General features: G+C 71.8%; 20 protein-coding genes and 1 pseudogene. 11 read left to right on the top strand and 10 right to left on the bottom strand.

The window, feature by feature from the left end:
• Window positions 1–58 precede the first annotated feature (58 nt).
• Entirely contained in the window at window positions 59–1,000 is a 942-nt protein-coding gene (locus P3T29_RS11255; protein ID WP_280716199.1) for a M56 family metallopeptidase, read from the bottom strand.
• Window positions 997–1,368, bottom strand: coding sequence for a BlaI/MecI/CopY family transcriptional regulator (locus tag P3T29_RS11260; RefSeq protein WP_280716200.1), 372 nt, complete (start codon window positions 1,366–1,368; stop codon window positions 997–999). The genes P3T29_RS11255 and P3T29_RS11260 overlap by 4 nt, the downstream gene beginning before the upstream one ends.
• Window positions 1,369–1,480: 112 nt before the next feature.
• Between P3T29_RS11260 and P3T29_RS11265 the strand changes: the two genes are divergently transcribed.
• From P3T29_RS11265 to P3T29_RS11285, 5 genes are all read left to right on the top strand, one after another.
• Window positions 1,481–2,131 (top strand): DedA family protein, encoded by a 651-nt coding sequence (locus P3T29_RS11265; protein ID WP_280716201.1) that lies wholly within the window; start codon window positions 1,481–1,483, stop codon window positions 2,129–2,131.
• Between the two features lie 5 nt (window positions 2,132–2,136).
• A complete protein-coding gene (locus P3T29_RS11270; protein ID WP_280716224.1) occupies window positions 2,137–2,772 on the top strand; it encodes a phosphatase PAP2 family protein in 636 nt (211 codons plus the stop codon).
• A 130-nt stretch (window positions 2,773–2,902) separates the two neighbouring features.
• Complete coding sequence (locus P3T29_RS11275) at window positions 2,903–3,415, top strand: pyridoxamine 5'-phosphate oxidase family protein (RefSeq protein WP_280716202.1); 513 nt, start codon at window positions 2,903–2,905, stop codon at window positions 3,413–3,415.
• A gap of 112 nt (window positions 3,416–3,527) precedes the next feature.
• Window positions 3,528–4,649, top strand: a complete 1,122-nt coding sequence (locus P3T29_RS11280; protein ID WP_280716203.1) for a TIGR03364 family FAD-dependent oxidoreductase — start codon at window positions 3,528–3,530, stop codon at window positions 4,647–4,649.
• Window positions 4,650–4,660: 11 nt separating this feature from the next.
• Window positions 4,661–5,338 (top strand): phosphonatase-like hydrolase, encoded by a 678-nt coding sequence (locus tag P3T29_RS11285; RefSeq protein ID WP_280716204.1) that lies wholly within the window; start codon window positions 4,661–4,663, stop codon window positions 5,336–5,338.
• A gap of 345 nt (window positions 5,339–5,683) precedes the next feature.
• Here the strand turns inward: P3T29_RS11285 and P3T29_RS11290 are convergent, their stop codons facing one another.
• Genes P3T29_RS11290 through P3T29_RS11315 form a run of 6 tightly spaced genes read right to left on the bottom strand, consistent with a single transcriptional unit; the run spans window position 5,684 to window position 10,805 of the window.
• Window positions 5,684–6,004, bottom strand: a complete 321-nt coding sequence (locus P3T29_RS11290; RefSeq protein ID WP_280716205.1) for a multidrug efflux SMR transporter — start codon at window positions 6,002–6,004, stop codon at window positions 5,684–5,686.
• Window positions 6,004–6,702: an HAD family phosphatase gene (locus P3T29_RS11295; protein ID WP_280716206.1), complete on the bottom strand. Its 699-nt coding sequence runs from the start codon at window positions 6,700–6,702 to the stop codon at window positions 6,004–6,006. The genes P3T29_RS11290 and P3T29_RS11295 overlap by 1 nt, the downstream gene beginning before the upstream one ends.
• Window positions 6,703–6,723: 21 nt before the next feature.
• A complete protein-coding gene (locus P3T29_RS11300) occupies window positions 6,724–7,809 on the bottom strand; it encodes an ABC transporter ATP-binding protein (RefSeq protein ID WP_280716207.1) in 1,086 nt (361 codons plus the stop codon).
• 25 nt (window positions 7,810–7,834) lie between these two features.
• A complete protein-coding gene (locus P3T29_RS11305; RefSeq protein ID WP_280716225.1) occupies window positions 7,835–8,650 on the bottom strand; it encodes an ABC transporter permease subunit in 816 nt (271 codons plus the stop codon).
• A complete protein-coding gene (locus P3T29_RS11310; RefSeq protein WP_280716208.1) occupies window positions 8,650–9,633 on the bottom strand; it encodes an ABC transporter permease subunit in 984 nt (327 codons plus the stop codon). The genes P3T29_RS11305 and P3T29_RS11310 overlap by 1 nt, the downstream gene beginning before the upstream one ends.
• Before the next feature lie 8 nt (window positions 9,634–9,641).
• Window positions 9,642–10,805, bottom strand: coding sequence for an ABC transporter substrate-binding protein (locus P3T29_RS11315; RefSeq protein WP_280716209.1), 1,164 nt, complete (start codon window positions 10,803–10,805; stop codon window positions 9,642–9,644).
• 352 nt (window positions 10,806–11,157) lie between these two features.
• Between P3T29_RS11315 and P3T29_RS11320 the strand changes: the two genes are divergently transcribed.
• Window positions 11,158–11,925: a GntR family transcriptional regulator gene (locus P3T29_RS11320; RefSeq protein WP_280716226.1), complete on the top strand. Its 768-nt coding sequence runs from the start codon at window positions 11,158–11,160 to the stop codon at window positions 11,923–11,925.
• A gap of 96 nt (window positions 11,926–12,021) precedes the next feature.
• Here P3T29_RS11320 and P3T29_RS11325 read toward each other — a convergent pair whose 3' ends face one another.
• Window positions 12,022–13,611 carry a phosphonate degradation HD-domain oxygenase gene (locus P3T29_RS11325; RefSeq protein ID WP_280716210.1) on the bottom strand — a complete coding sequence of 530 codons (1,590 nt, stop codon included), beginning with the start codon at window positions 13,609–13,611 and terminating at the stop codon, window positions 12,022–12,024.
• A gap of 196 nt (window positions 13,612–13,807) precedes the next feature.
• Between P3T29_RS11325 and P3T29_RS11330 the strand changes: the two genes are divergently transcribed.
• The 4 genes from P3T29_RS11330 (at window position 13,808) to P3T29_RS32690 (ending at window position 20,118) form a co-directional block, all read left to right on the top strand.
• Window positions 13,808–14,698: a DMT family transporter gene (locus P3T29_RS11330; RefSeq protein WP_280716211.1), complete on the top strand. Its 891-nt coding sequence runs from the start codon at window positions 13,808–13,810 to the stop codon at window positions 14,696–14,698.
• Between the two features lie 53 nt (window positions 14,699–14,751).
• On the top strand, window positions 14,752–15,840 hold the full coding sequence (locus P3T29_RS11335; RefSeq protein ID WP_280716212.1) for an amidohydrolase family protein: 1,089 nt from the start codon (window positions 14,752–14,754) through the stop codon (window positions 15,838–15,840).
• Between the two features lie 61 nt (window positions 15,841–15,901).
• Window positions 15,902–16,579, top strand: a complete 678-nt coding sequence (locus tag P3T29_RS11340) for a uracil-DNA glycosylase (protein ID WP_280716213.1) — start codon at window positions 15,902–15,904, stop codon at window positions 16,577–16,579.
• 593 nt (window positions 16,580–17,172) lie between these two features.
• The gene (locus P3T29_RS32690) at window positions 17,173–20,118 is read left to right on the top strand and encodes a hypothetical protein (protein ID WP_348532816.1); all 2,946 of its coding nucleotides are present in this window, start codon (window positions 17,173–17,175) and stop codon (window positions 20,116–20,118) included.
• A 33-nt stretch (window positions 20,119–20,151) separates the two neighbouring features.
• On the opposite strand, the pseudogene P3T29_RS11355 reads toward P3T29_RS32690, so the two are convergent.
• A pseudogene (locus P3T29_RS11355) lies at window positions 20,152–20,484 on the bottom strand (transposase); the annotation flags it as partial.
• 781 nt (window positions 20,485–21,265) lie between these two features.
• On the opposite strand from P3T29_RS11355, the gene P3T29_RS11360 reads away from it, so the two are divergent.
• Window positions 21,266–21,664, top strand: a 399-nt coding sequence (locus tag P3T29_RS11360) for a hypothetical protein (RefSeq protein ID WP_280716228.1), incomplete at its 3' end; no start/stop codon positions are given.

Raw genomic sequence — 21,664 nt, forward strand, 5'->3', positions numbered from 1 at the left:
CCGGGGAGGCTGATCGGTTCGGCAGTCGGTGGTTACTCCGTCAACTGGGTCTCCCCGGTCAGTGGTGGGTCTCGCCCTGGGCGGCCTCGACGGTGTGGTGCAGGTCGGTGGTGGCGCTCAGCGCGGTCGAACCGGTCAGGGCCAGGCAGGCGGCCAGGGCCACGGCGGCGGCGGTCCGGGCCGGGGCGTGCCGGTACGGGCGGGGCTCGGGCGCGAGCAGCGCGGCCACCCGGCGGGGGACCGGGCCGGTGTGGGCGGCGGGGGCCAGTCCGGGGCGGTGCGGCCGGGGGGCCCGCGCGGCGGCCAGGGCCGCGCGGCCGACGGCCCGGGCGGTGAGGGCGCGGTCGCCGGTGGCGCGGGCGGCGGTCTCGTCGGCCCAGCGTTCGAGGTGGTAGCCGAGCGGGGTGCGGAGCCCGCGCAGGGCTGGGTGCAGCACGGCGGCGTACTCGGTGAGCGCGAGGAAGACGTGGTGCTGGGCGGTGAGGTGCGCCCGCTCGTGGGCGAGCAGCGCCGCGCGTTCCGGGCCGTCGAGGGCGCGCAGCATGCCGGTGGTGACCACGATCCGCCCGGGCTGCCAGGGCAGGCCCGGCAGGGCGAAGGCGTCGGCGCGCTCGTCCTCCAGGACGGTGAGCTGCCCGGTCGCCGCAGCCTGCGCTGCCGCCGCCCGGGCGCGGCGCAGGTCGGCGTACTGGCGGTGGACCGTGCGCAGGGCCAGCGCGGTGACGGTGAGCAGTACGAGCGCGGCGGCGGCAGCCGTGTAGGGGGAGCCGTCGGGCAGCCAGCGCGGCGAGAGGTGGCCGAGGGCGGCCACGGGCGGGAGCCGGAGCAGCCCGGTCAGGGTGAGCAGGGTGAGCGAGACGGCGGTGGCGCCGCCGAGCGCGGCGGCGGTGCCGGCCAGCATCCAGGCGGCGGTGCGCGGGGCGAGGGCCTCGGCGAACCGCCGGGCCAGCGGGGCGGTGAGAAAGGGGAGCAGAAGTGGCGCCCAGACGGTGAAGGTCACGAGGCTTCCCCCAGCAGCTCGCGGAGCAGCCGCTCGTCGTCGTCGGAGAGGTCGGAGACGAAGCGGGCGAGCACTGTCGAGCGGTCCTGTCCGCGCTCCAGCTCGCTGCGCATCCGGCGGGCGGCCAGGCCGGCCTGGTCCTCGACGGTCGGTGTGTAGGCGAAGCCCCGGCCCGCCTTGGTGCGCCCGACCGTCCCCTTGTCGTGCAGCCGGGCCAGGATGGTGGCGATGGTGGTCCGCGCCAGGCCGTCGCCCAGGGCGGTCTGGACGTCCTGCGGCGTCAGCGGTGTGCGGGCGGCCCAGAGCGCGGCCAGGACCTGGGCTTCCAGTTCACCGGCGTGGCGGCGGGCCTGCGGCAGTTCCGGCATGTCGACGCACCCTCCCGATATCGTCTACAGTCCCGTAGACCGTCTACGTCACTGTAGACGGTCGAGGCGGGCCCGGTGGGGCCGCCTCCAAAGTACGGGAGGTCCGCCAGCCTTGCTCCAGCCACATACCCTGCTCGCGGTGAATGTGCTCGACGCCTCGTCGCTGCTCGCCGCCTTCGGCGCACTCGGGGTCGCCGTCATCATGTTCGCCGAGACCGGCCTGCTGGTCGGGTTCTTCCTGCCCGGCGACTCGCTGCTCTTCACCGCCGGCCTGCTCTGCGTGCCGGGCGCCACCTCCGGGCCGCAGCTCCACCTCGTTCAGGTGATCCCCGCCGCCCTGGCCGGTGCGCTGATCGGTGCCCAGGTCGGGTACGTCATCGGCCGCCGGGGCGGCCGCGCACTGCTCGCGAAGTCCGGCAACAAGAGCCTGCACAAGGGCGCCGAGCGGGCCGAGGAGTTGCTGGCGAAGTACGGGCACGGCAAGGCGATCGTGCTGGCCCGCTTCATCCCGGTGGTGCGTACGGTGCTGAACCCGCTCTGCGGCGTACTGGACGTGCCGGCGAAGACCTTCGCGATCTGGCAGGTCGTCGGTGGCACGGTCTGGGCCGTCGGTGTGGTGCTCGCCGGGTACGGCCTGGGCTCGTCGGTGCCCAATATCGACCATTACCTGCTACCTATCATCGGTCTGGTAGTAGTTGTCTCCGTGATTCCCATTGCTCTTGAACTGCTCAAGGCCCGCCGCTCCAGTGGTGGTGCCCAGTGAGCCCCATGCTTCTCGCGTACGACGGCAGCGGCATCGACGGCGGCCTGTACACCCGGATCATCGGCTGGGCCCACAGCTCGCCGAACTGGCTGGACCAGCTGGTCAAGGTCTGGTCGAACCTCGGTCTCGGACTGTTCGCGGTCTTCATGCTGTACGCCTGGTGGCAGGCGCGCCGCGCCGACTCCGTGGTGCTGGCCCGGGTGCTGGCCTCGCCGGTCATCGTGGTCGCCGCCTACGTGGTGAACTCCGTGCTGAAGAGCATGGTCACTGAGGTCCGGCCGTGCCAGCAGCTGCCCGGCTCGATCACCGTGGAGACTTGCCCGGTCGCCGGTGACTGGTCCTTCCCGAGCAACCACTCGGTGATCGCCTTCGCCGCCGCCACCGCACTGGTCTTCGCCTACCGCCGGCTCGGCTGGGCCGCCATGGTCGCGGCCGCGCTGATGGCCGCCTCCCGGGTCTGGATCGGCGTGCACTACCCGCACGACGTCGTGGTCGGCGCGCTGGTCGGCATCCTGGTGGCGATCCCGCTCGCCCTGCTGGCGGCCCGGCTGGCGCCGCTGGTGGACCGGCTGCGGACCGGCCCGCTCGGGCCGGTCCTGGGCACCGGCCCGACGCCGGCGGCGGTGACGCCGAGCCGGTGATCCGCTGCCGCTGATCCCCTGGTGATGGTCCCTTGTGCGGTTCGCCGCACGGGGAGAGCATGTGAGCCGGGCGAGGGAACTCTCTCGCCCGGCTCCGCTGTTGCCGCACCGCCCGTGGGAGGGACGCGTCATGCCGTACCGGCTGGACATCACCCAGGGAGACTGGCCCGCCGAGGAGTTCGCGAAGGGGGTCGAGGGCATCCTCGCCGAGAGCATGGTGCTCACCCTCGCCACCGCCGGGCCCGAACTCGGCCCGCACGCCAACCTCGCCTTCTTCGCGTACGACGCCGACCTCGTCCTCTACTTCGTCAGCGAGCGCTCCACGAGACACAGCCTGCACCTCGCCGAGGAGGCCAGAGCCGCCGCCACCGTCTTCCTGCCGCCGCCGGTCTTCGGCGAGCAGCTGCGCGGGGTGCAGCTGACCGGCAGCGCGGGCGTGGCCTGGGGCCGGCAGGCCGAGGCGGCGCTCGCCGCGTACCAGGGCCGGTACCCGGCCTTCGCCCAGGACCCGGACGTACGCGAGCAGTTCCTCACCGGCGGCGGGGCGGCGGCGCTCTACCGGTTCCAGGTGGAGGAGCTGACGGCCGTCGACGAGCCGCACTTCGGCCGCCGCAACTACCTGCGGGCCCGGGTGGTCCGGTAGTCCCTGGTGGTTGGGCCCGGGGCAGGTTGTATGTACAACTTTTGATTGGCGGTTAATCTCCAAGCTGCCCGACGGTTGCTGTCAGGACACTTGGGCGCCCCAGTCTGTCCGCATGAGAGTCATCGTCGTAGGAGCAGGCGTGCTCGGCACCATGCACGCCTGGCAGGCCGTCGAACGCGGTCACGAGGTCGTCCACCTGGAGCGCGAGAGCGAGGCGCGAGGCGCCTCGGTCCGGAACTTCGGCCTGGTCTGGGTCAGTGGCCGGGCCGGTGGCGAGGAACTCGCCACCGCGCAGCGGGCCCGCGAGCTGTGGGAGGGGATCGGCGCGCGCGTCCCCGGTCTGTACTTCCGGGCCAACGGTTCGCTCACCGTCGTCCGGACGGAGGCCGAACTCGCCGTCGCCGAGCAGGCGCTGACCCGGCCGGACGCCGCCGAGCGCGGCTACCGGCTGCTGGACGCCGCCGAGGCGCGGGCCGTCAACCCGGCGCTGCGCGGGGACTTCCTCGGGGCGCTCGCCTGTTCCCGGGACGCCGCCGTCGAGCCCCGGCTCGCCCAGCCCGCGCTGCGCGCGGTGCTCGAGGCCAGCGGCCGCTACACCTTCGTCCCCGGGCGCGAGGTGCGCGAGGTGATCGGCGAGAACGCCGTCCGCGACGACCACGGCCAGCTGCACCAGGGCGATCTGGTGATCCTCTGCACCGGCGCCTGGCTCGGCGGCCTGGTCCGCGAGCTGGCGCCCGAACTGCCCGTCCGCAAGGTCAGGTTGCAGATGATGCAGACCGACCCGCTGGGCGAGCCGCTCACCACCTCGGTCGCCGACGGCGACAGCTTCCGCTACTACCCGGCCTTCGCCGGAACGGCCCTGGACGAGCTGAAGGCCGTCCAGCCGCAGCCGCCGGTCGCCGCCGAGCACAAGATGCAGCTGCTGATGGTCCAGCGCCAGGACGGCGGCCTGACGATCGGCGACACCCACGAGTACGACCACCCGTTCGCCTTCGACGTCGACGAGGACCCGTACGAGCACCTCGCAGGAGTCGCCGAGGAGCTGCTCGGCCGCCCGCTGCCCCGGATCCGCCGCCGCTGGGCCGGCGTGTACGCCCAGACCGTCGACACCACCCGCGTCGTCCACCGCGAGCAGGTCCGCGACGGCGTCTGGCTGGTCACCGGGCCCGGCGGGCGCGGCATGACCTGCTCCCCGGCCATCGCCGAGACCACCGCCGAACTCCTCAACTTCTAGGGATACCCGACATGACTGCTGACATCCGCCTGGTCGTGCTGGACATGGCCGGTACCACTGTCGTCGACGACGGCCTGGTCGAGCGCGCCTTCCAGGCCGCCGCCGACGAACTCGACGTGGAGACCGGCAGCGCCGAGCACGCGCGCATGCTGGAGCACGTCCGCGTCACCATGGGCGAGTCGAAGATCTCGGTCTTCCGCCACCTGTTCGGCGCCGAGGAGCGGGCCCAGCGCGCCAACGTCGCCTTCGAGGGCGCGTACCACGACCTGGTCGACGCCGGGCACTGCAGCGCGCTGCCCGGCGCCGCCGAGGCCATCGAGCAGCTGCGCTCGGCCGACCGCAAGGTCGTCCTCACCACCGGCTTCTCCCGGGCCACCCAGGACCAGATCCTGAAGGCCCTCGGCTGGCAGGACATCGCCGACCTGAGCCTCTGCCCGGCCGACGCCGGTCGTGGGCGCCCGTACCCGGACATGGTGCTCGCCGCGCTGCTGCGCACGCAGACCGACTCCGTCCGCCAGATCGCTGTGGCGGGCGACACCGGCTACGACATGCTCACCGGCGTCCGCGCCGGGGCCTCCGTCGTCGCGGGCGTGCTCACCGGCGCCCACACCCAGGAGCGCCTGCGTGCGGACGGGGCCACGCACGTGCTCGCCTCGGTCGCCGAGCTGCCGACTCTGCTGGCCGGCTGACGCCTGCCCCCTGCCGTGACTGACGTGCCATCAGATATTTCTGATGGCACGTCAGTCGTGTTTCCGCGCTTTCTCGGAGCCCCGGGCAGTGTCCAGAAGTCGGCATGTGCATGCAGATATGATGGGAGAATGGCCGGAACACATCGTTCTGGCAGAAACTTTCTGAACGTCAGGTATCGCTGGACGTTTGGAAGATCAGCTCGGCGATAGAGCGGCGGTGGCGGGACAACGCAGAGCCCCCACCGGCCCACGACGGCTGATGGGGGCGCACCTGCCCACTGCGGACGGACGGTCACCCGGCCTTGGAGGCAGCTCGGCAGTGAAGTGGCGGAAGCAGCGAGAACCTCAGTGCGAGGTACGCAGGTTGAGCACCACCACGCCCACGATCACCAGGGCGATGCCGATCCACTGGAGCCGGCCCAGCTGCTCGCCGAAGGCCAGTACGCCGATCCCGGCGACCGCCGCCGTGCCCGCGCCCGACCAGACCGCGTACGCGATCGAGACGGGGATGTGCTTCAGCGCCCGGCCGAGCAGCAGGAAGGAGAGGGCGTAGCCGATCCCCACACCGAGGCTCGGCCAGAGCCGGCTGAAGCCGTCGGTGAGCTTGAGGCAACTGGTCGCGCAGACCTCGCTGGTGATGGCCAGGGCGAGCAGGAGGTAGGGCATCAGGCCCGCTGCCGCGCGGCGGTGAGCCCGCTCAGGAAGGCCAGATCGGCCTGCTCCAGGCTCTCCAGCAGGGTGATCCGCTCGGCGGCGGCGATCGGCACGGTGGAGGGCACGGCCAGCACCGCGCAGCCGGCCGCGTGGGCGGAGGCGACACCGGTCGGGGTGTCCTCGACGGCCACGCAGTCGGCCGGGGCGAAGCCGAGGCGGGCGGCGGCGGCCAGGTAGGGGGCCGGGTCGGGCTTGGTGAGCTCGGTGTCCTCGGCGGCCATGGTGAGGGCGAACCACTCGCGGCCGAGGGTGCCGAGCACCAGGTCGACCACCTTGCGCGGCGAGGCCGACACCAGCGCGGTCGGCACGCCCGCGTCGCGCAGCTCGGCGAGCAGCGCGAGCGCGCCGGGGCGCGGCACGACCTCGGCGGCGACCCGGCTGCTGAACGCCTCGTTGAGCACCTCGGTCAACTCCGCCTCGGCCCGGTCCGTCCCGCTGGTGCGGTGCAGGTGGGCGGCGGTGTGCTCGACGGCCCGGCCCAGGATCTCGGGCAGGTCGGCGTCGGTGAGGGTGAGATTCAGCTCGGCGGCGAGTTCGGCGGTGGCCTCCAGCCAGAGGTGTTCGGTGTCGACCAGGGTGCCGTCCATGTCGAACAGGACGGCTGACGGCCAGTCGGAAACGGCGGGATCAGGCATGACGTATTCAGGCATGGCGGTACCTTTTGTGGAGGATCAGGCGGTGCGGCGGTCGACCAGCACCGGGCGGTCCGGCAGGGTGAGGTGGGCGGTGCCACCGACGGGCAGCGCGGCGGCCGCCTCGGTCGGCAGGTCGACCTTGACCTCGGTGCCGTCGGACAACCGTACGGTGAGCCGGGTGACGCTGCCCAGGAACGAGGCACCGACGACCAGCGCCTCGCCGTGCTCGCCCGGGGTCAGACCGACGTTCTCCGGCCGTACCAGGACGTGGAGTTCACCGTCGGCGGGGATCGCACCGTCGACCGGGAACTGGCGGCCGAGGACGGCCACACCGTTGCCCACGCGCTCGCACGGGATACGGCTCATGGTGCCGACGAACTCCGCGACGAAGGCGGTGGCCGGGCGGGCGTACAGCTCCTGCGGGGTGGCGCACTGCTCCAGGCGGCCCGCCCGCAGCACGGCGACCCGGTCGGCCATCGAGAGGGCCTCCTCCTGGTCGTGCGTCACGAACAACGTGGTGATGCCGAGCTCCTGCTGCAGGCGGCGGATCTCGTCGCGCAGGTTGAGCCGGACCTTGGCGTCCAGCGCGGAGAGCGGCTCGTCCAGCAGCAGCACGCGCGGCTGCAGCGCCAGCGCGCGGGCCAGCGCGATGCGCTGCTGCTGCCCGCCGGACATCTGGTGCGGGTAGCGGTCGGCGTGCTGCGGCAGGCCGACCAGCTCCAGCAGCTCCAGGGCGCGCTTGCGGCGCTGGGCCTTGCCGGTGCCGCGCATCCGCAGGCCGAACGAGACGTTGTCGGCGGCGCTCAGGTGCGGGAAGAGGCTGTACGACTGGAACACCATGCCGGCGTCGCGCTTGTGCGCCGGGATCTTGGTGATGTCCTCGCCGTCGACCAGGACCTGACCCGAGTCGTGCTTCTCGAAGCCGGCCAGGATGCGCAGCGCGGTCGTCTTGCCGCAGCCCGAGGGGCCGAGCAGGGCGAGCAGCTCGCCCGGGTGGACGGTCAGGTCGAGCCCGTCCAGCGCGGTCGTGGCGCCGAACTGGCGGCGCAGCGAACGGAATTCGACGGTCGCGCCGCCGGGGGCGAGGGCCACTCCGGAAGCGGGGGCGGTAACCGTGGTCATGGGGGTCTCCGTGAAGTGCTGAAGATCAGGGGCGGGCGGGCTTGCGGCCACGCCGTTCGCGGCCGGCGGCCGACAGGGCGAGCAGCAGGACCCAGGCGATCACCAGGCTGAGCACCGAGACGGCGACCGACATCTGGCCGTCGTTCTTGCCCGCCTCGTAGATCCAGACCGCGAAGGGCTGGTAGCCGAGGATCGAGGAGGTGGTGAACTCGCCCAGCACCAGGGCCAGGGTGATGAAGGTGGCGTTCAGCAGTGCGCCGCGCAGGTTGGGCAGCACGACCGTGATCACCGCGCGCGGCCAGTTCGACCCGCAGCTGCGGGCGGCCTCGACCAGCGTACGGACGTCCACCCCGCGCAGCCCGGCGTCCAGCGCGCGGTAGGCCAGCGGCAGCGACATCAGCACGTACGCCAGGACCAGCACGACCGGGAAGCTCGGGTTCTGGATCGCCACGATGGTCTGGAAGAACGGGGTGTCGTGCAGGTAGTCCGGGCCCCAGCGCAGCACGCCGATGATGCCGGCGGTGAGCGCGACCACGGGGACGACCAGCGGCAGCGAGCAGACGATCTCGATCACCGTCCGCAGCCGCTGCGAGCCCAGCCGGACGGCGATCAGCGCGGGCACCAGCAGGAGCAGCATCACCACGACGGTGACGGCGGCGAGTTCCAGGGTGAACGTCAGGCTGTCCAGGAAGCCGGGCGCGCTGAGCAGACCGGTGTACGCGTTGAGCGAGAAGCCGGTGTTGTCGTCGACGCTGAAGATGATCGAGCAGACCATCGGGACCAGGAAGTAGGCGCCTGCGATCAGCAGGACCGCACCCCGGCCCCAACGGATACGGGACATCAGGCTAGCCATCGGGCACTCCGGCGCTGGAGGGGCAGGTAGACGGCCATCACGAGGGCGGCCACCACGATCATGTCGAGGCTGAGGGCGAGGGCGACGTTGCCCTGGCCGACCAGCACGTTGCCGGACAGCGCGTCGGCGATGTGCAGGGGGATCAACGGGATGGAGGCGCCGACCATCGCGGCGGCGGTCGCGTACGCGGCGAAGGCGCTGCCGAACAGCATCACGTAGCCGCCGAGCAGCGACGGCAGCAGGATAGGCAGTGCGACGTGCCGCCAGTACTGCCAGTTGGTGGCGCCGTTGTTGTTCGCCGCTTCGCGCCACTGCACCCGCAGGCCCTCGAGGGCCGGGGTGATGGTGAGGATCATCAGCGGGATCAGGAAGTACAGGTAGACGATCGTCAGACCGTTGAAGGTGTACAGGCTCCAGCCGTGGCTGGTGAGCTTGAACTGCTTGGTGAGCTCACCGGCGTTGCCGAGGGTCGCGACGAAGGCGAAGGCCAGCGGCACGCCGCCGAAGTTCGCCAGCACGCCGGACGCGGAGAGCACGGCCTCGCGCATCATCCGGAACCGGGAGGTCACCACCGCCTGGGCGAGCGGCAGTCCGACCAGCACGCCGATCAGCGCGGTGAGCGCCGACAGCTTGATCGAGCCGAGCAGGGCCGTCGCGTAGGCGCCCTGGACCGAGGCGGTCATGTTCGAGGTGGTGAACGTGCCGGCGCCGGTGGGCGCGTCCGGCGAGAGCGTGAACGCGCCGATGGCGATCGCGATGGCCGGGAGGCCGAAGGCGATCGCGAAGAACACCAGGAGGGGGAGGGTGGCGAGCCAGGGCCCGCCGGCGGGCCGCAGCCGGCGGCGGGGGGCCGCCGAGGTTGCGAGGGGGGTCTGCGGTGCGGTGCGGGGTGCCCCCGCACCGCCGCCGACGCGAGTGGAGTCGCGGTCGGCGGCGGCGGAGGACGGCACCGGGGTGGGAGCCGTTGTCATGGTGATGGTCAGCCCGCGATCGCCGTGGCCCAGCCCTCGGTCACGGCCTTCTTGGCCGCGTCCGTCTGTGCCTGGGTCGGGAAGGTGGTGAACGGCTTGTCGATCGTCGGCAGCTTGGCGACGGCGGTCGCGTCCAGCGTGCCGGCGGCCTTCATGCTGTCGAACAGGGCCGGGGTGGCGTAGCCGGCGAGGAAGCCGTTCTGGCCCTCCGCGCTGTAGAGGTACTCCTCCCAGAGGCGGGCGGCGGCCGGGTGCGGCGCCCACTTGTTGATGGCCTGGTTGTAGTACTGGGCGTAGCTGCCGTCGGCCGGGATCGAGACCTGCCAGTCGATGCCCTTGGGCTTGAACAGGTCGGTGTAACCGGCGTTCAGGTAGGACCAGTCGACCGAGATCGGGGTCTCACCCTTCTCGATGGTCGCCTTGGTGGTCTCGACCGGGTTGAAGTTGCCGGCCTTCTTCAGCTTGCCGAAGAAGTCGATGCCGGGCTGGATGTTGTCCAGCGAGCCACCGTTGGCGAGCGCCGCCGCGTACACGGCACCGAAGGCGGCACCGGCCTTGGTCGGGTTGCCGTTCAGGCCGACCATGCCCTTGTAGTCGGGCTTCAGCAGGTCCGCGAAGGTCTTCGGGCAGACGGCGACCTTCTTGGCGTCGCAGCCGATCGACATGTAGCCGCCGTAGTCGTTGTAGGACGCGCCGTTGGCGTCCTTCATCGTGGCGGGGATCTTGTCGAAGCCGGCCACCTTGTACGGGGCGAGCAGGCCCTGCGAGGCGGCACTCAGCGCGAAGGCGCTGCCGAGGTCGACGACGTCGGGGGCACGGTCCTGGTCCTTGCGGGACGTGATCGCGTTGATCTCGTCCTGGCTGGAGCCGTCCGGGTTCTCGTTCTCGATCTGGATGCCGTACTTGGCGGTGAAGCCGTCCATGATCTTGCCGTAGTTCGCCCAGTCGCGGGGGAGGGTGATGGTGTGCAGCTTCCCCTCCTTCTTCGCGGCGGCGACCAGGGCGTCCATACCGCCGAAGTCGGCGGCGGCCGTGGCGACCTTGGGGTCCTTGGCACCGGCGGCGCCGGTCGTCGCGGCGGTCGAGCCGGCGGAGCCGCAGGCGGTGAGGGAGAGCGCGGCGGCGGTCAGCACGGCCGCGAAGGCGGCGGCACGGGCGCGGGGCACGGTCACGGGTCTGTCTCCTGAACGAGGGTGACGCAGAACAGGGGGAGCGGAGCTGTGGAAGGTGTTGCTCGGTTTCGAGCGAGGTTTCGAGCGGGGTGTCGAGCGTGGCTTCGAGCGAGGTCTCAAGGTGAGGAGATGTCAGCGAGTTCCGGCCAAGTTGGCTGTGCAACTTCCCTGACGGGGGTAAGTACGCCGGAGTCCGGTGACGGGAAGGTGAACGGACGCCCCAGACCAGGGGTCGGCTGCGGGAACGGTGGAGTCCGGGCCCGTTTCGGGTGATCCCCAGCGGCTACAGTCGGTTGTGTCCGCACCGAGACCTACGGTGCAGGACCCCGGCCCAGGAGGGACTTTGACTGACGTGGCAGTGGACCCGGACCGGTCCGTCGGCACGCTCTACCGCAAGGTGGCGGCCGACCTCCGCGAGGCGATCACCTCGGGCTCGTACGGCGAGGCCGGACGCCTCCCCGCCGAGGGCGCACTCGCCGAGCAGTACGGGGTCTCCCGGGGAACAGTCCGCCAGGCGCTCGCCGTCCTGCGCGCCGACGGCCTGGTGACCTCGCGACGCGGCACCCGCCGGGTGGTACTCGGCAACGCCCGGGTGCAGAGCTTCTCCGAACTCCTCAGCTTCACCCACTGGGCCCGCTCGATGGGCGAGGAGCCCGGCGGCCGCCTGGAGTCCCTCGTCCGCCGCCCCGCCGACGCCGCCGAGCGCGAGCAACTCCGCCTCGAACCGGGTGCGGAGGTGTACGTGACGCTCCGGCTGCGCACTCTCTCCGGCATCCCGGTGATGGTTGAACGCACCGTCTACCCGCCCAAGGTAGGCGAGTTGGTCGCCCAGCTCCCTGCGGACGTGGTCTCCCACACCGAGCCGCTGCGCGAACACGGCATCCTCTTCACCGACGCCGACCACACCATCGACGTGGTCGCCGCCAACGCCGACGACGCGCGGCTGCTGGGCTGCCGCCGGGGCAGCCCGCTGCTGCGCGAACGCCGCCGCACCACCGACCCCACCGGCATCCCCGTCGAGTGGTCCCAGGACCGCTACCTCCCGGGCACGGTGGCCTTCAGTATCCACAACTCCCTTGCCTCATCGGCCCTTTCGCGCCATGCCCGCGAGGGCGACTGACCGCACCGGCCCAACGGGGGCGCGGGGCCCTGTCGGATCAACTGCGTGCGCGACCGACGGTGCACGTCAACAGGTCTTAGCCCCTGGTGGCGCTAGTCAGCCGAACAGGCGCGAGAGCAACGGCCGGAAGTGCTCGACCCCCGGCGTAGCCACTGCCGCGTCCTTGGCCTGGTCGTCCCAGCGCCGGACGGCCACCGCGTCCGCCGCGCCCGGCAGCGCTGCGAAGGCCGCCGCCTGCTCGGTGTCCATCGGGCCGCCCTGCACCTGGAGGGTGTACTCGGAGGCCTCGGAGAGCTGCGCCCGGTAGCTGGGCTCGACCGCGCAGAGGTACCGCTTCGCGGCGACGTGCAGGCGGATCGGCTCGGTGACCTCGGGGCCGAACCAGCGGGCCAGCCAGTCGGCGCCGGTGTGGCTGTGCCGGTTGTCCTGGCCCTGCATCAACTCCAGGCTCGAGCCGCCGAAGTGGCCGATGTCGTGCAGCAGGGCGGCCACGACCAGGTGGTCCGGCGCCCCGGCGGCCTCGGCCAGCGCCCCGGCCTGGAGCATGTGCTGGGCCATGGTGACGGCCTCGCCGAGGTACTCGCCGGCCCCCTCGCCGTCGAAGAGCTCCTCGATCGCGTCCAGCGCCGTCGCCCGCCTGCCCAGTACGGCGAGCGTGCTGGCGAGTGAGTCGAGGTCGGCGTAGCAGCCCTGGAGGTGACGGCTGCCCTGCTGCTCGAAGGCGGTCCGGGCGTGCAGCAGCCGGACGTTGTCGAAGATCAGGCAGTCGCCGGGGCCGAGCCGGAAGTCCAGCTGGAGTTCGGGCCGCAGCGTGATCGCGGCGAACCGCCGGTACGCGGCGTAGAAGGCGTCCAGCTCGGCGGTACTCAGGCCGCGAAGAGTACCGATCGAGCGGTTGTTGAACCGTACTTCGCGGATCCGGCCCACCGCGTCCACGCCGATCAGCGGCTGTTCGGCCCGCAGTTCGGTGGCCCGGTCCCGGAAGACGAACGGCACGGGGGTGCGGGTCAGCACGGCGAAGTCCTCGGGCGACTCCTCCCGTAGCAGCGCCGCCGCGTGGAAGCCGTCGACCAGGCCCGAGTCCCCGCCGTCCGACTCGTTCCGCAGGCAGTGCAGCAGCTGGAGCGTCGGTACCGGGTCGCGGTAGGGGTTGTCGGTGTGCGGCGCGATCGCCGCGCTGGTGAACGCCAGGTTGTTCGGGTCCGCCTCGACCCGGACGTCGAACAGCTTGCCGTAGTTGGTCTCCCGGACGTACCCGAAGGTCTCGGCGACCTTCAGCACCTGCCCCTCGACCTCCGGCACACCGCGCAGCACCGCGAACCCGAACCGCCGCACCGCACTCAACACCGCCACCTGCTCGGCCGGCTCCGTCACGTACGCGGACCACTCGGCCTCCGGCAGGCCCCGGGCGAAGTCGGCGGCCCGCCAGAGCCGCTTGCCCTGCTCGGTGCGGCCGTCCCCCGCACCCTGCTCGTCCTCACCCCGCTCGTCGAACCACTCCAGCGGGTAACGCGAGCGGTGGCCGTCCGACCACACGACCTCGAGTACGCCGCCGGCCTCGGTGCTCTCGACCACCGCCAGGTCCTCGGGCAGGTCGGTGATCTGGAACAGCTTCTGCCCGTTGCGCGGGTCGCGGCACCCGTCGCACGGGCAGTTGTCACGCAACCAGTACGGGGAAAGGGACATCGGAGATCCTTAACAGCGCGAGTCTCTTCGCAAAGTTGTACAGACAACTTTGCCTCCTTCATGACCCTTCCGGGAGTCTGTGAGGTCTGCGAGACATCCAGTTGGACGGCGGGCGAACAGACGGCGTCATCCGCTCCGGCGTAGGCTGGCTGAACGAAGCCGGGCGTTGCCGGGCCCAGGATGTCGGTGATCCTTCGTGACGGTTTTTCTTCTGTCCATCGCCTCCGCGTGCTGCCTCGGTCTGGGCTTCGTCCTCCAGCAGCAGGCGGCCCAGCGGGCGCCGAAGTCCGACATGCTGCACTGGCGTCTGCTGTGGGATCTGGTGCGGATGCCCGAGTGGCTGGCCGGCACCGCGTTCACGACCAGTGGCCTGGTGCTCAGTGCGTTCGCGCTGAACAGCGGTGACGTCTCGCTGGTGGAGCCGCTGCTCGCCACCAACCTGCTGTTCGCGATGGCCCTCTCCCGGGTGATCACCCGGCAGTCGCTGGGGCGCTCTGGCTGGGGTGGGGTGGTGTTGCTCGGGCTCGGGGTGACGGCGTTCATCGTGGGCGGCCGGCCGCACGGGGGCGGACCCGAGGCCGGATCGCTCCGGCACTGGCTGGTGTTCGGCATCGTGACGGGCGTGGCGCTGCTGCTGGTCTCGGCGGCCAAGCGGATGCCGCTGTTCGAGGAGGCGACGCTGCTGGCACTGGCGGCGGGCCTGCTCTACGGCCTGCAGGACGCGCTGACGCGTGTCACGGCCCAGCGCGTGGACAAGGGCGGGATCGGCCTGGCACTGGTCAGCTGGCAGCTGTACGTGGTGGTGGCGATCGGCGTGATCGGCCTGCTGCTGGTGCAGAGCGCCTTCGAGGCGGCGCCCCTCAAGATGTCGCTGCCCGCCCTGACCGCCGCGCAGCCCCTGGCGGGGATCGTCTGCGCGGTCGGCTTCCTGGGCGACCGGCTACGCGTGACGCCCGGGGCGCTGGCCGCCGAGACGGCCGGCCTGGTGGCCATCGTGATCGGCGTGCTGGTGATCGGCCGCCACCCGAGCATGCCCGGCCACTCCCACCATCCCCACCTCCCTCACCGGCACGCGGGGCACGGTTGACGGGCCGGTCCGTACCCCGTCCCGGGCCGGTCGCCCGTGGGTAGAGTGCGGGCATGAGTGATGCCGGGGTGCTGCACATCAAGGGGCGGGTGCTGGTCGGGCCCGAGGACGTCCGGGACGAGCTGTGGGTGGTCGGCGGGCGGGTGACGTTCGAGCGGCCGGTCGGGAGCGGGGACGTCCGGACCGTCCAGGGGTGGGCGCTGCCCGGGTTGGTGGACGCGCACTGCCACGTCGGTCTGGACGCGCACGGCGCGGTGGACGCCGCGACCAGCGAGAAGCAGGCGCTCACCGACCGTGACGCGGGCACCCTGCTGATCCGCGACGCGGGCTCCGCCGCCGACACCCGCTGGGTGGACGACCGCGAGGACCTGCCCCGGATCATCCGGGCCGGCCGCCACATCGCCCGCACCCGCCGCTACATCCGGAACTACGCCCACGAGATCGAGCCCGGCGACCTGGCCGCATACGTCGTCCAGGAAGCCCGGCGCGGCGACGGCTGGGTCAAGCTGGTCGGCGACTGGATCGACCGCAGCACCGGTGACCTGTCCGCCTGCTGGCCGGGCGACGCGCTGCGCGAGGCGATCGCGGCTGCGCACGCCGAGGGCGCACGGGTGACGGCGCACTGCTTCGCCGCCACCTCGCTGCCCGACCTGCTGGCCGCCGGGATCGACTGCGTGGAGCACGCGACGGGTCTGACCGAGGAGTTGATCCCGCAGTTCGCCGAGCGCGGGGTGGCGATCGTCCCGACGCTGGTGAACATCGCGACCTTCCCCGAGCTGGCGGCCGGTGGCGAGGCCAAGTTCCCCGCCTGGTCGGCGCACATGCGGCGGCTGCACGAGCGCCGGTACGACACCGTGGGCGCGGCCTACGACGCGGGCGTCCCGGTCTTCGTCGGCACGGACGCGGGCGGCTCGCTCGCGCACGGGTTGGTCGCGGACGAGGTCGCCGAGCTGGTCAAGGCCGGTCTGCCCGCCGCCGCCGCGCTCTCGGCGGCGAGCTGGGGAGCGCGCGAGTGGCTCGGCCGGGACGGCCTGACCGAGGGCGCGTCCGCCGACCTGGTGGTGTACGCGGAGGACCCGCGCGCGGACGTACGGGTGCTGGCCGACCCGCAGATGATCGTCCTGCGGGGACGGATCATGTAGGCAACTGGTCCGCCGCATACAGGGGCGCAGTGGTCACCCGGTCAGCCGATAGGGTGACTGTATGGCACCGCGACCACTGAACGAGATCGTCGAATCCGGCTGGGCCAAGGCCCTGGAACCCGTGACCGGGCAGGTGGCCGCGATGGGCGACTTCCTGCGCGGCGAGCTGGCCGCAGGCCGTACGTACCTGCCCGCCGGGCCCGACGTGCTGCGCGCGTTCCAGCAGCCGTTCGACTCGGTGCGGGTGCTGATCGTCGGTCAGGACCCGTACCCGACTCCCGGGCACGCGGTCGGGCTGAGCTTCTCCGTCGCGCCGCAGGTGCGGCCGATCCCCGGCAGTCTGATCAACATCTACCGGGAGTACGGCCAGGACCTGGGGTTTCCGCCGCCCGGCAACGGTGACCTCACGCCGTGGGCCCAGCAGGGGGTGCTGCTGCTCAACCGGGCGCTGACCACGGCACCCGGCAAGCCGGCGGCGCACCGTGGCAAGGGCTGGGAGGAGGTCACGGAGCAGGCGATCAAGGCGCTGGTGGCCCGCGGTGGCCCGCTGGTGGCGATCCTATGGGGTCGCGACGCCCGCAACCTGCGCCCGCTGCTCGGCCAGGTCCCGGCGATCGAGTCGGCGCACCCCAGCCCGATGTCCGCCGATCGCGGCTTCTTCGGCTCCCGCCCGTTCAGCCGCGCCAACGACATGCTGGTCAAGCAGGGCAGCCAGCCAGTTGACTGGCGTCTGCCCTAGCGGCACGCCCACACCGATAGGGCGGGAACGACGGTCGGGGGAAACTCAGTTCAGGAGCGATGGCCAGCTGGTTCTGGATACGGGCAGTCACTCAAGTGGGTCCCATGCACCGTTGAAGAGGGCCAGCTCGAGCATGGCGGGTGCTGAGTTTGGCCACTCGGTGACAACCACTTCGAGCTGCTTCGACGCAGCGGCCATCCAGTCCAGGTAGACGTCGTATCGGTGAGCGGAACGACGGCTTCCCTTACCCAGCCAACCCCCGAGGCGGAGGAGTCGACCGCTACGAGGGTCTGTTGCGAAAGTTGATCTCGGCTTTCGGTGATCACGGTGTGGCACGAGCGGATCTGACGGACCCCGGCAGTGGTCCTGGCTGGAGCTGTTGCTGCCGACGGGGAAGAAGGCGGGCAGGCCGCGGACGTGGACGCGCCGGCAGCTGATCGACGGGATGCGGTGGCAGACGTGGACGGCACCCCGTGGCGCGACAGCCCCGAACGATACGGTCCGTGGGACCAACTCTACGACCTCCCAGCGGTGCCAGACCTGCCTCGACCCCCGGCGGCAGGATGTCGGACCCGTCCGGTTGGATCTCCCGCATGGCTTCCACTTCCCATGACGTCGCCCGCCAGTTGCCCGACGTCCCCGAGCTCCGCAACCGGTGCCTGGCCCTCGCCATGCTGGAGGCGATCCTCCGGCCGGACGATCCGGATCACCCCGATCACCGCTTCGATCCCCGGTGGTCGGCGACGGAGCAGCTGGCCGTCCGGGACAACGGTGCCGGTGACGACTACTCGATTCTCTTCTCGGAGGCGGGGGTCTGTCTGCGTGGCTTCGACCACGAGTCGCCGATGAGCCCGTTCGGCCAACCGGACGAGCGGCCGTGGCCCGGGGTGCTCGACTCGCTCCCCGATGCCTTCCGCCCGTTCGTAGACGGCTCGGCATTCGAGCCCGGCGAGGTGCCCCGGGTGACCACGTGCATCTGGCGCGAGAGCGGTGACGAGTCCTGGCAGACCGGTGCGATCTACTACCCCGAGCACAGCTACAGCCCCGACGGCGCCTCCTGGCTCTTCCTCCCCCTCATCGACCAGTCCCCCGAGTGGCTCCTGGCCTGGGCCGAGGGACGTTTCGCGCTGCTGAACCCGGCGGCCGTCTACCACGTGCAGTCCCTGCGGCCGCTCACGTCCGCCGTGGTGGCCGCGCTCAACCCGGACGTGACGCTGGACCAACTCGCAGACGTGATCGCCGAGATCGGCTACCCGCAGGTCGGGCCCGGTGAAGCTCTCCCGGGGCCGGGCCCGTCCTGGACGGCGGCCGCGCCCGAGGTCACCGCTGCGGACGGCCTGCTGACGGACCCGGAATTCCTGGTGACCGCGGCCCCGGACCGCGTCGCCGCCCTGCTGGACGGCGCGTCGGGCCCGGCCGCGCGGCTGGCGGCGGCAGTGTACCGGGCCTCGGCACCCGTGCGCGCCGACGCCGGCCCGGAGCAGCGGCGTCAGTTGCTGGCCCTGGATGCGGCCCGGTACGGGGACCGTGACCTCTCCGCCCGCCTCACCGCGGTGCCGCTGGACGACGCACCGGCCGAGCGCTGGGGAGTCGACTGGGCCACCGGCTCCCAGGTCGACCCCCGACTCCGACACGCCCTCAGCACCCCCGACCGGGGCGCCGCGTGCGGGGTGGCCACGGTCCGGCTGGGCGGCCGCGCCCTAACAATCACCGGCACCAGCCGCGGCACCGTCCACGTCTGGGACGCCGCCACGGGCGAGCCGGTGGGCGAGCCCTGGACGGGCCACGTCAGCGCGGTCTGGGCGGTGGCGACGGCCGAGGTGGCGGGCCGCACGATCGCGGTCACCGTTGGCGAGGACGGCACGGTGCGCCGCTGGGACCTCGCCACCGGGCAGCCGGTGGGCGAGCCGCTCACCGGCCACACCGGCAAGGTGGGCGTGCTCGCCCTCGCCGTGCCGGACGGCCGGACCGTCGCCGTCACCGGCGGCGAGGACCGCACCCTACGAGTCTGGGACGTGGCCACCGGGCAGCCGGTCGGCGAACCCCTCACCGGCCTCACGGCGGAAGTGCTCGACGTGAGCACGGCCGTGCTCGACGGCCGCCTGATCGCCGTCACCGCCGTCGGCGACCACTATGAGCACGTCGTCCAGATGTGGGACCTGACCACCGGCGAGGAGCTCGGCGCACCGCCCGGCGGCGAGGCGCGGAGGAAGCCCGCGGCGGCGACGGCGGTCCTCGTCGGCCGACCGGTCGTCATCACCGGTCAGAAGACCCTACGGGTGTGGGACCTGGCGACCCGGCAGCCCTTGGGCCGAGCCCTCGTCGGGCACGCCAGGACCGTGACGAAGGTCGTCACCATGGAGGTGGACGGGCGGACGGTCGTCGTCACGGGCAGCGAGGACCGCACCGTCCGCGTGTGGGACCTCGCCACCGGCGAGGCCGTCACCGAGCCGCTCACGGTCTGCTCCACGGAGCTCCTGTCGATGGCCGCGACGGTCGTGGCCGGCCGCCCCACCGTCGTGACCGGCAGCAGGGACGAGGCCGCGGCCCGCGTCTGGGACCTCCGGGCCGGGCAGGACGTCGGCGATCCCTTCCGAGCCCACGCCCACTCGGTGGGCGCGCTGGCCGCCACGGTGCTGGACGGCCGCCGGATCGCGGTGAGCGCCGGCGGGTACAACGACGGGTCGGTGCGGACGTGGGACCTGGCCACGGGCGAAGCGCTCGGCCGGACACGGCCCGACGAGGACCGCGACGTCGAGGCGGTGGACATCACGGTGCTGGACGGCCGACCGGTCGCCGTCGGCGCCGGCCGGTGGGAGCGGAGGATCCGGATCTGGGACCTCGCCGACACCGAGGAGGTGGACGACATCCGGCTGGGCCGCGACAGCATGCCCCTGGCCCTTGCCACCGCCGTGCTGGACGGCCCGGACGGCCGTCCGGTCGCCGTCACCGGCAGCGAGGACTCCCTGCTGCGGGTGTGGGACCTCACCGCGCTCGAACAGGTCGGCGAGCCGATGCCCGGCCACGAGGGCGAAGTGACGGCGGTGGCGACCACGCTGCTGGACGGCCGCCCGGTCGTGGTCTCCTGCGACGACAAGGGTGGCGTCCGCCTCTGGGACCTGACCACGCGCCGCCCGGTCGGCGACCCCCTCGACGGCCACCCGACCGGCGTCCTCGCGGTCGCGGCGGCGGTCGTGGACGGCCGCTCGATCGCCGTCACCGGAGGCCTCGACCGGACCGCGCGCGTGTGGGACCTGACGACGGGCAAGCAGCCCGGCGAGCCCCTGACCGGCCATGCCCGGGAGCTGACCGCGGTGGCAATCACCGAGGTCGACGGCCGTCCCTGCATCGCCACCGGCAGCTGGGACCGGACCGTCCGGGTGTGGGACCTGGCGACCGGCCGACCGGTAGGCCGCCCGGTGCTGTTCCCCACCCCGATCCTGAAGCTGGCCGCCGCCCCCGACGGTCGCCTGGTCGTGGGCTTCGGGTACGAGATCGCGGTGTTGTCCAACCGCCACGGCACGGCTCAGTGCCAGTAAGACCGCAGTACTAGGATGTTGTGAAAGTGCTGGTTAAAGCCACTCGTTGATGGCTGCGACCAGCACTGTTGCCTCGTAGCGCACGGCCAACTTGGCGTATCGCGTGGCCACCGCGCGGTGCCGTTTAAGGCGGTTGATCCTGCACTCCACCGCGTGGCGCTCCTTGTAGTCCGCCTTGTCGAAGACCGGCGGTCGGCCGCCCTGGGAGCCGAGCTTCTTGCGGTTGCGGACCTGGTCGGCCTTCTCCGGGATGGTGCATTCGATCTTGCGTCTGCGCAGGTAGGAGCGGTTCGCACGGGATCCGTAGGCTTTGTCGGCACGGACCTTGGGTCTACCCCTGTCCAATGTGCAGGCGCGTACTCGACTGTGTGGGCTCCGACGCCGACGGCGTAACGAGCCCGTGTCCCGGTCAGCCAGTCGTTCAGCGCCGCAACTGCCGTCACGGGAAGGAGTCTCCTGAGTATCTCCGCGTCCAGTGCATCGGCCAGGTCCTGCCGCGTCAAAAGCCCTCCCTTGCCGCGAGCTTCCAGCATCAGATCCAACCACGCCGCGCTACTGCATCTCGCAGAACCGTCAGCTCTGACTCCTGCCTCGTGCCGCCGCCCACTGGTGGAACGGACGATCGCACCTTGACTATCCAGGCTGCGCGTTTCCCGCTGGAGATCCCCGCCGCGGCCAACTGGTCGGGGGTCGGTAGCGCTGACAGCCTGCTCTGCGTTGGCTGCGGTTCGAGATCTAGGTCGATTCGCTTCCATTCTCGTGCTGCGACGGTGTAGGAGTGCAGCTCGCCCAGCTGGCGGACGGATTGGGGGCTTTGCCAGCGTTACAGCCCCAACCACCCAGACGCCATCGCCAGCCAGGTAAACCTTGCCATCACTCTCCGCGACCCAGGCGGAGCTGCGCAAGTTCACCATCCGCCAGTCGCAGAAGGCGAAACAGGCGACTGGAGCGGGCCTTGTCCGCTGAGGCTGCTGAGGATTTCGTCAGTAACATCACGTAATTGGCTACGTAAATGGCCTGGTGGGGGCGGCGGTTGGGCGGGGTGTGTCGGTGAGGCATGTTGGTGGGGTGTGGTTGGGTGCGGGTTATGTCTGATGATCTGCGTGTTGACGGTGTGGATGAGCGGTTGACGGATCCGGGGTTCTTGGTGAATGCCGCCCCGGGGGAGGTGCTGGGGCTGGCGGATGCTGCTTCGGGGCCTGCGGAGCGGCTGGCGGCGGCGGTGTACCGGGCGTCGGCGCGTGTGCACCGGGACGCTGCGGCGGGGGTACGGCGGCAGGTGCTGGCGTTGGACGCCGCTCGGTACGGGGACAGGGAGTTGTCGGCGCGGATCACCGCTGTGGCGGTGGACGGTGAAGCGGACGCGCGGTGGGGGGTGGACTGGGCCGCCGGCAGCGCGGTCAGCCACCGGTTCCGGCACACCCTGACCGGCCACACCGGCCGGGTGGGTTCGGTGGCGGTGGCGGTGGTGGATGGCCGCCCGGTCGCCGTCACCGGTAGCGACGACAGGACGGTGCGGGTGTGGGACCTGACCACTGGCGAGCAG

Source organism: Kitasatospora sp. MAP5-34 (genome assembly GCF_029894335.1).
In the GTDB taxonomy this organism is placed as follows: Bacteria; Actinomycetota; Actinomycetes; order Streptomycetales; family Streptomycetaceae; genus Kitasatospora.

Excerpts from the sequence above, each read along its gene's own strand:
- P3T29_RS11270 (WP_280716224.1), top strand. The coding sequence starts at position 2,137 with ATGCTTCTCGCGTACGACGGCAGCGGCATCGACGGCGGCCTGTACACC.
- P3T29_RS11340 (WP_280716213.1), top strand. The coding sequence starts at position 15,902 with ATGGCACCGCGACCACTGAACGAGATCGTCGAATCCGGCTGGGCCAAG.
- P3T29_RS11280 (WP_280716203.1), top strand. The coding sequence starts at position 3,528 with ATGAGAGTCATCGTCGTAGGAGCAGGCGTGCTCGGCACCATGCACGCC.
- P3T29_RS11285 (WP_280716204.1), top strand. The coding sequence starts at position 4,661 with ATGACTGCTGACATCCGCCTGGTCGTGCTGGACATGGCCGGTACCACT.
- P3T29_RS11300 (WP_280716207.1), bottom strand. The coding sequence starts at position 7,809 with ATGACCACGGTTACCGCCCCCGCTTCCGGAGTGGCCCTCGCCCCCGGC.
- P3T29_RS11295 (WP_280716206.1), bottom strand. The coding sequence starts at position 6,702 with ATGCCTGAATACGTCATGCCTGATCCCGCCGTTTCCGACTGGCCGTCA.
- P3T29_RS11275 (WP_280716202.1), top strand. The coding sequence starts at position 2,903 with ATGCCGTACCGGCTGGACATCACCCAGGGAGACTGGCCCGCCGAGGAG.
- P3T29_RS32690 (WP_348532816.1), top strand. The coding sequence starts at position 17,173 with ATGGCTTCCACTTCCCATGACGTCGCCCGCCAGTTGCCCGACGTCCCC.
- P3T29_RS11335 (WP_280716212.1), top strand. The coding sequence starts at position 14,752 with ATGAGTGATGCCGGGGTGCTGCACATCAAGGGGCGGGTGCTGGTCGGG.
- P3T29_RS11305 (WP_280716225.1), bottom strand. The coding sequence starts at position 8,650 with ATGTCCCGTATCCGTTGGGGCCGGGGTGCGGTCCTGCTGATCGCAGGC.
- P3T29_RS11260 (WP_280716200.1), bottom strand. The coding sequence starts at position 1,368 with ATGCCGGAACTGCCGCAGGCCCGCCGCCACGCCGGTGAACTGGAAGCC.
- P3T29_RS11310 (WP_280716208.1), bottom strand. The coding sequence starts at position 9,633 with ATGACAACGGCTCCCACCCCGGTGCCGTCCTCCGCCGCCGCCGACCGC.
- P3T29_RS11325 (WP_280716210.1), bottom strand. The coding sequence starts at position 13,611 with ATGTCCCTTTCCCCGTACTGGTTGCGTGACAACTGCCCGTGCGACGGG.
- P3T29_RS11290 (WP_280716205.1), bottom strand. The coding sequence starts at position 6,004 with ATGCCCTACCTCCTGCTCGCCCTGGCCATCACCAGCGAGGTCTGCGCG.